General features: G+C 45.6%; 6 protein-coding genes. 4 read left to right on the forward strand and 2 right to left on the reverse strand.

All coding sequences use genetic code 11. The features are described 5' to 3' along the window. The first annotated feature begins 148 nt into the window (after positions 1 to 148). The 3 genes from ubiE to ubiB are packed head-to-tail and all read left to right on the forward strand — an operon-like array spanning position 149 to position 3,157. A complete protein-coding gene (ubiE, locus tag AC3A8L_RS17635) occupies positions 149 to 898 on the forward strand; it encodes a bifunctional demethylmenaquinone methyltransferase/2-methoxy-6-polyprenyl-1,4-benzoquinol methylase UbiE (RefSeq protein ID WP_487963590.1) in 750 nt (249 codons plus the stop codon). Next, positions 899 to 1,519: a ubiquinone biosynthesis accessory factor UbiJ gene (locus AC3A8L_RS17640; RefSeq protein WP_487963591.1), complete on the forward strand. Its 621-nt coding sequence runs from the start codon at positions 899 to 901 to the stop codon at positions 1,517 to 1,519. Between the two features lie 15 nt (positions 1,520 to 1,534). After that, a complete protein-coding gene (gene ubiB, locus AC3A8L_RS17645) occupies positions 1,535 to 3,157 on the forward strand; it encodes a ubiquinone biosynthesis regulatory protein kinase UbiB (protein WP_487963595.1) in 1,623 nt (540 codons plus the stop codon). 67 nt (positions 3,158 to 3,224) lie between these two features. On the opposite strand, the gene AC3A8L_RS17650 is transcribed toward ubiB, so the two are convergent. Both AC3A8L_RS17650 and AC3A8L_RS17655 read right to left on the reverse strand, forming a co-directional pair. Then, positions 3,225 to 4,358 carry a hypothetical protein gene (locus AC3A8L_RS17650; protein ID WP_487963592.1) on the reverse strand — a complete coding sequence of 378 codons (1,134 nt, stop codon included), beginning with the start codon at positions 4,356 to 4,358 and terminating at the stop codon, positions 3,225 to 3,227. A 206-nt stretch (positions 4,359 to 4,564) separates the two neighbouring features. After that, a complete protein-coding gene (locus AC3A8L_RS17655; RefSeq protein WP_487963593.1) occupies positions 4,565 to 6,940 on the reverse strand; it encodes a hypothetical protein in 2,376 nt (791 codons plus the stop codon). Between the two features lie 542 nt (positions 6,941 to 7,482). Here AC3A8L_RS17655 and rpsT point away from each other — a divergent pair. Beyond that, entirely contained in the window at positions 7,483 to 7,752 is a 270-nt protein-coding gene (gene rpsT / locus AC3A8L_RS17660; protein WP_487963594.1) for a 30S ribosomal protein S20, read from the forward strand. The last annotated feature ends 224 nt before the right edge of the window (positions 7,753 to 7,976 follow it).

The following is a 7,976-nucleotide window of genomic DNA, read 5'->3' on the forward strand; positions in this document are numbered from 1 at the left end:
ATACTTTTTCATATGCCGATGACTGTGAGCTTCCCAAAAGCGCCACGGACCGAAGTGTATTACCTGATTGTCTGTTTTGAACTTCACGCTGGATCGACCACCCACTTAAATAAGCCTGTACAATGCCCCCTCAGATTGAGGAGCTCCCATGGATAAAGACAGCATTACGCACTTTGGCTTTGAAAATGTCAAAGCCGGTGAAAAAGCCGAACGTGTAGCCGGTGTATTCCACTCCGTCGCCGCCAAGTACGACATCATGAATGATTTGATGTCCGGTGGTGTTCATCGCTTGTGGAAACGCTTCACCATTGAAGCAGCAGCGCCTCGCACAGGCCAGCACATACTGGACATTGCTGGCGGTACTGGTGATCTCACCAAGCAGTTTTCCCAACGCGTGGGTCCCACGGGCCATGTCGTACTTGCCGACATTAACAGCTCAATGCTCAATGTGGGCCGCGACAAACTGCTCAATAGCGGTATCGCCCACAACATTACCTATACCCAGGCCGATGCCCAGTACCTTCCCTTTGACGACAACAGTTTTGATTGCATTACCATCGCTTTTGGTCTGCGCAACGTAACAGATAAAGATATTGCCCTAAAGTCCATGTTAAGGGTATTAAAACCCGGCGGTAGATTACTGGTGCTTGAATTTTCAAAGCCACAATCGAAAGCGCTTGAAACACTGTACGATCAATACTCTTTTAAACTCTTACCTTTTATGGGTAAAGTTATTGCCAATGATGCTGAAAGCTATCGCTATTTAGCCGAAAGCATTCGCAAGCATCCAGACCAAGAAACGTTAAAAGAAATGATGACTAACGCGGGCTTTATCAACACTCAATTCACCAATATGACTGGTGGAGTCGTCGCACTGCATAAAGGCTTTAAAGCATAGATGAATAGGCACCCCACAACGGCAACCGCTGCGTGCCGAGCGCTAGAACTCGCCATCAATAAAGCCTTGGCCCACGACCCCGCGACGCACAAGCGTCTAGCGGAACAAGCCGGGCGATGCGTCTGTTTAATCCTTAGCGAACCTAGCATTACCTTATCCGTTCACTTTAGGGAAACCCATATTACTGTAAGCCCTATTGCTGAAGAAAATGCAGACTGCACCCTTAGCGGAAAAAGCAGCGGATTAATCCAATTGATGAGTGGCCCCAAAACATCACTCGCAGGCAGCGAGCTTACCTTAAATGGCCAAACCGGCTTTTTAATGGAGCTGCTCGATATCACCAAACATATCGATATTGATTGGGAAGCTATTATTTGCCAATACCTGGGTGATATGGGTGGCCACATGGCTGCCCAGGCCATTCGCTACAAAGGGGCGTATTTAAAGCGCCTTAATCAACGCGCCCCCCATTTTCTCAACACGCTTTTAACGGAAGAGTTACAGGCAGTACCCGCCACCTCAGAGCTCAATGCTTTCAACAATCATGTTGATGACTTACGCGATGATGTAGAACGCTTACAGGCTCGTATGGAGCTTATAAAACACGCTTTAACACAGTAAAAACTCATGAAAAAAATCCAATCTTTTTGGCGTTTCATAAAGATAGCGCGCGTTATTGGCTACTACCGCCTCGATGAGCTACTCCCCGCGAACATGCAACATGCGCAGCTTAAGCTTGCATTACTCCCCTTTAAAATTGGGAAAAAAAGTACGTTACCACCAGGAGAACGATTGCGCTTAACCTGCGAAGAACTCGGCCCTATTTTTATCAAATTTGGTCAGCTACTGTCTACCCGCCCCGATATTATTCCCGCCGAATTAATCGAAGAGCTGAATAAACTGCAAGACCGTGTAACACCTTTTGATGGCGAGGAATTTTGCGCCTTAGTCAGTAAAGCGCTAGGGCAACCACTGGAAGCCATTTTTAGTGATTTCACACGCACACCTTTAGCTTCAGCCTCTATCGCTCAAGTACACACTGCAACACTGAAAAATGGCGACAAAGTCGTCGTTAAAGCCGTACGCCCCAACATCGAAAAAACCATTTCCAAAGATGTTGCATTAATGCGCCTGCTGGCCCAATTTTTGGAACACGTCAGTGATCACGGTCGCCGCTTACGCCCTATTGAAGTGGTAGAAGAATATCAACAAACAATTTTTGATGAACTGGATTTAATGCGTGAGACAGCCAATGCCTCGCAATTAAAGCGCAACTTCGATCAATCGCCACTACTCTATGTGCCCAACGTGTACTGGGAGCACTGCCGCCGCAATGTGATGGTTATGGAGCGCATCTACGGCACGCAAGTCACCGATGTAGAAACCTTTAAAAAACATGATGTTAATTTAAAAGTGTTAGCGGAGCGCGGCGTAGAGATTTTTTTCACGCAAGTCTTCGACGACAATTTCTTTCACGCCGATATGCACCCAGGCAATGTCTATGTCGATTTATCCAATCCGGCATCGCCAAGCTACATTGCTTTAGATATGGCCATTATGGGCTCACTCGGGCGTGAAGATCAGTATTACCTTGCTCGCAACTTATTGGCCATGTTCCGCCGCGATTATCGTCAAGTGGCCGAACTGCATGTTCTTTCTGGCTGGGTACCGAAAACCACTTCGGTCGGCGCGTTTGAATCGGCCATTCGCGCTGTGTGCGAACCCATATTCGAAAAACCGTTAAAAGAAATTTCTTTTGGTGAAGCCTTAATTTCGCTATTTCAAACGGCACAACGTTTTGAAATGCCAGTGCAGCCGCAGTTAGTACTTCTTCAAAAAACACTGCTGAACATCGAAGGTTTAGGCCGCCAACTCTACCCCGACTTAGACCTATGGGAAACCGCACACCCGTATTTAGAGCGCTGGTTGAAAAAACGCTTCGCACCCAAAGCGCTATGGAAAGAATTAAAACGGCAAGCACCCGAGTGGATGGAGAAGTTCCCAGAGGTTCCTCACTTACTGCTCGAAACGACTCAAAACATGAATAAACTTGCGCAATTAGCACCGGATTTACAGCAAGCTGCCCACAACACAAAACAGAAAAAAAGCTATACGGCAGACCGTGTTTTCATCAGCACGCTAATCATCGGTAGCTTAGGTGCCGGGGTTTATTTGGGCTGGCAACAGTTCAGTCAACTACCATCACTCGCCGTAGTGTGTATTATGGGCGCAATCCTATTTTGGCAAATGCTAAAATAAAAAGTGCTATTCTATAACACCGCTAAATCCTCAAAAAATACCGCAAGCGATTTTTTGAGGCGCAGGTTCACAAAGAATACTGCAATACTAAATCGACACGAACATTACGGCTTTGCTTTAAATCTGTACGGTCGCTTGCCGCTAACAAAGAAAAATAGGGGGTCCAAAACTCTAGGGACTTTGCGCGGCTCTTAAAATCAAAACCACTCGTCACCTCAAACCAAGACCAAGGTTTATACCCGCAATATAAGCGACGAAAGCCAACCTCATCAAACCGCTCATACTCTGCTGTTACTGTTAGATCGTGACCTACATCATAAGCCACACTTAAGTATTGATGAACCGGCAAGGCCTGTATTGTTTCTGTAAAACCCTCGCGTGCAGATAGCGTGGGCACTTTATAGGCTCGCCCTTCATCATCCACCCTGTTTCTATCGCTAACCATTTCGGCCCGCGTATAGGGGGCATGCTTCCAATTAATACGACCAACAACATCATAGACAGCGACATCAACAAGAACTCTTTGTGTAACCTGCCAACTTGCCGAGAAATCAAAGCTGTAACCATAGCCTGACGCAGGGTCTGTCAATGTACGATCAAAAACGACATCTTCTGTATAATAATAATTTAAATTCAAATCCCCAACGAGCCTAGTATTACCCTGCCAGATATTACCCTCAATCGCCCCGTATAAGACATCGTCAGCTTCAAAATAGTTAACAGCCAAATACAATTTTAATGCGGGGCTCGGCTCCCAACGATAACCAAACCTTACACCTTCCATCTCAACCTTACTAACATCAAGATCAACATTAAAAATTTCATCTTGAATAAAATCGATATCATTGGCATCGTTATAAAAAATATCAAAGGTCTCGCTATTAAAATTAAAGAAATAATCAAAACGCTGAACTTTAGCAACCTCCCAACCTTTATACCTAAAGCCAACAGCGTATTCATTAAAGGTTAATGCGTGACTGCCCTCTCTAGGCTCTCCGCCAGAAAAATCATTATCAAAAGCGTCAATCGGCATATTTTCACTGTAAGTGATACTTTTAGCGGTTGCAAAAACACCAACATCATCAAGCCAAGCTTGCGCTTGCGGAGAGACAGGTAGAACCACCAAAAAAGTACAGCAACATGCAACACGAACAAGCTTCGCATGCACAAAATTCACTACCCTATATTTATTTGAAACCACACTATAATCCTTCAGTTTTAAATTGCCGCAACACTCTTTCTAGTCGTCCAAAATTAACAGCCATCAATTAGAAACTTTCTAAATACCTTCCTATTAAAGATAGCTAAAAGAAGCTCTAATCACCGACTTTCTATAGTTTTAAGACACAAAAAAAGCTGCCGAAGCAGCTTTATCATAAAATTAATATCTTTTTGTAAAAATATTAATTAGTCATCAAAAATATCCAGCGTTTCTGAGCGGAAGAATGTTTCTCCACTTTCATCAGTTTCTTCTATTGTGTAGCTCACTAAGGGACCATTAATATTAGCCACTTTAGTACTGCCTACAAAAATAGTCCCCTCTATACCATCATCAGTATCCGTAACATCAATTCTAACGCCATCCTGATTTCGTAGAGAAGCCGATTGATTCACCGCATCATCATAAATCGCAGTATCCAGCGTTAAGTGAATAGCGTCATACCATAAGTTAAGAGACACAGCCGCTTTATCATCGCCGGTGCGAGTCATAACATACACAGCCTTCAATGCATCGTCGACACCAGCCATATCAGCATCCAATGCCAAACTCATATTCACAGCGGCAAAATTATTTTCTTCTGGCTCGCTATCTTGTCGGCTATCGCTATCAAAATCCCCTAACCAATTTTGGCTCAAGTCTAAGCCAGTACCGTTACCTTCAATAGTAAAGACAACATTTGCGGTGTCTCCAGAGCTATTCATCACTGCGCCACTCAAAGCCAACGACAACATTGAGATTTCTTCCGTAGCAGACCCCATCTCTTCGCCACTCGAAGAAAGCGTTACAACTTCTGTAGCACTAAAGGTTTCTAAGGCCGCACTTAGGGAACCATCAAAGCTCACAGCATCAGTAACACCTTTCTGCTCTAGCATAGCCATGAGGTTTAGCTCTAAATCAGCAGCCGTGACAACGGCTGAGTCCGTCATAACGCCTTCAACTTCCTCCATGGTTTGAACGATTCGACCTACACCCAAGGAGGCCATCGAGCCTTCTTTAACAGTCAGTTTCACACCGGCATTTTCTGCCGTACCAGAGATCCCCACCGAACCCATTGCTGTGTGTGTTTCCATGCCGCCATCAGCCATTGTTTCGCTGGTATCTACGTTCTCCATAGCGGTCATATACACAGCGACATCTACCATCATGCCGTCATACTCGACAGGTACAGAAGCCGGCGTCGCAACACCTTCAACCATCATACCCACCATTAGCTTGACATAATCCACCTCAGCAGCCTCATCACCAGCCGGTATAGTCATAACTTCAGAGACACTTACAACAACACCATTATCAGACTGCCACTGAGTTAATGCATGATTATCGTAATAAGCATCGTAAGCTTCAGCAAAGGCCTCAACAACCTTGGCGGTTGCCTCTAATACTTGCTCTGCAGCATCACTGCTAACAATTTCTGCCGCCTCAAGTTGCGCTTCAAATGCATCCGATTGCGCACCAATGGTGATACCCTCGCTCAGTATCGTCATCTCTATATTACCCGACAAATCACCTAGCACCGCAACCAATGCACGCGCCTTCGCTAGTGGCTCATCATTATTGGTTTCGCTAGGCGTACCCTGGCTACCCGTATCCGTGGGCGGCTGTAACTCGGCAAGCATTTGGCTAGAATCAATAAAAGTTTCTAGATCGCCTAAGTTAGTCAGCCCAGTAGTATCTGTCTCTCGAATAGCATCAATAACATTACCTGCCTGCGCTAAGATCTCCGCAAGGCTTGTAACATTTGCGCTAACCGCATTATCAGTAAGCCCTCGATCTACATCGGCAAACTGCGCTGCAAAGCTTGTTACTGCAGCCGCAATACTTAACGAGTTATTGTCATTAATTAACGCCTCAACAATCGCAGCACTGAACAAGTTATAATTTAGAACATTATTATCATTAACCGCTGCGACAGCCGTAGGGTTGGTCAAATCAACAATCGGTAAAGTGGTTATATCCCCCTGAATACCAAAGCGGTTAGCAACGGTCGAGTTTGCATTGGAGACCGCCGTAATCACATCATCAAGTGTGGTGCCACCACCATTACCCAAGGTTGCCAGCGCTACATCCGTAGCCGTATCCGTTAAAACACTTAGGTTAACCTGCGACGTAAGGCCTGTTACCGGCGGCACTACCGCATCCAAGTTGAAAGTGGCATCATCTATCGCGACCCTCCCGCCAAAGGCAACATCCCCCCCACAACCACCGGCAAGGTCACACACCATACTGGTCGAGCCATCACTCGCAGATGTAACACGTACAACAAATGGGCTGCCCGTATAATCATCAATGCCCACACTATAGGAACCGTCATCTCCTGTGACGCCGCTAGCTACAGAGTTATCGCTTAACACACCATCGATAATCGGGAGGATGTTCACAACGCCACCTAAAATAATCCCCTTACCTGCAGAACCATTAATAGTGGTCACAACTGGATCAGGGGTAACCGGCGGGTCAATCACTACGGGATTAGGATCGTCGTCATCACTACAACTACAACCCTGAGTTAAAGAAACAGCCGTCATGGCTGAAAGAATTAAGGCGCGTGCATATGTATTCACTATCAGTCTCCAGTTCTTCAAGTGAAGCAGCGACCCTAAATCAGAACATCAAGTCGCTACATCGAGGCATAAAAAGGCAAAAGTTAAATCCCATACTTGGGTATGAGGCTTACTCAAAAAACTATAGAAGTGATTCTGAGACACGCCAGTAATTGGCGCCGAAAGCATGATTTTTTTGAAATAAAAGTGGGAGTAGATGGCCATTGGATTGACGTCAACAAGCCTTTCAGTCGCATTGTGCATAAGCGCTGCCCCAAGCCTTTCTTTTAGGTCTTGTAACCACTAACACAAGCGCCGGTTCACAACACACATTAAAAGTCCCCTTGAGTAACGCCAAGTGATCGAACAATAGTCTTGACAGATAGACACAAACGGGGATAATACCGCGTCCTTATTTAGGTCACATTCGTAAAGCCAACCACATATCTGATGGGAATTTCCACAAGCATCAGAGCGAGTTCGGTCAAATACTGTTTTTATCGGTATAGCGTGTGATCACTAAGTTTTTTCTTTGAATTTATTTGATTTGTAGGAGCACTACGGTGGCCAATTCACCTCAAGCACGCAAGCGCGCTCGTCAAAACGACAAAGCACGTGTACACAACGCCAGCCTACGTTCAATGGCTCGCACTTATATTAAAAAAGTAATCGCTGCTATTGATGCAGGTGATGCACAAGCTGCGCAAGCAGCACTCAGTGCAGCAGTGCCAGTTATTGACCGCATTGCGGACAAAGGCATCATTCACAAAAACAAAGCTGCACGCCACAAGAGCCGCTTGAACGCTAAAGTTAAGGCTTTAGCCGCTGCTTAACCAGTAGCTTCGTATTTGCTATTAAAACCGAGCTACCGCTCGGTTTTTTTTCGCCCAGCGAAAAGTAACCAAACTCGCTCGCATCGCCCGACAGTGCAAACATCACGTTAAGGGACGAGGAAACAATATTTCATCCACTAATGCTTGATCCCAACATCCTTACCTTCGCTGCCCAAAGCGTTACATGCCTCGGTAACTGCTCCACGACATTATGCTCCTGCAAT

Source organism: Marinagarivorans sp. (genome assembly GCF_982758155.1).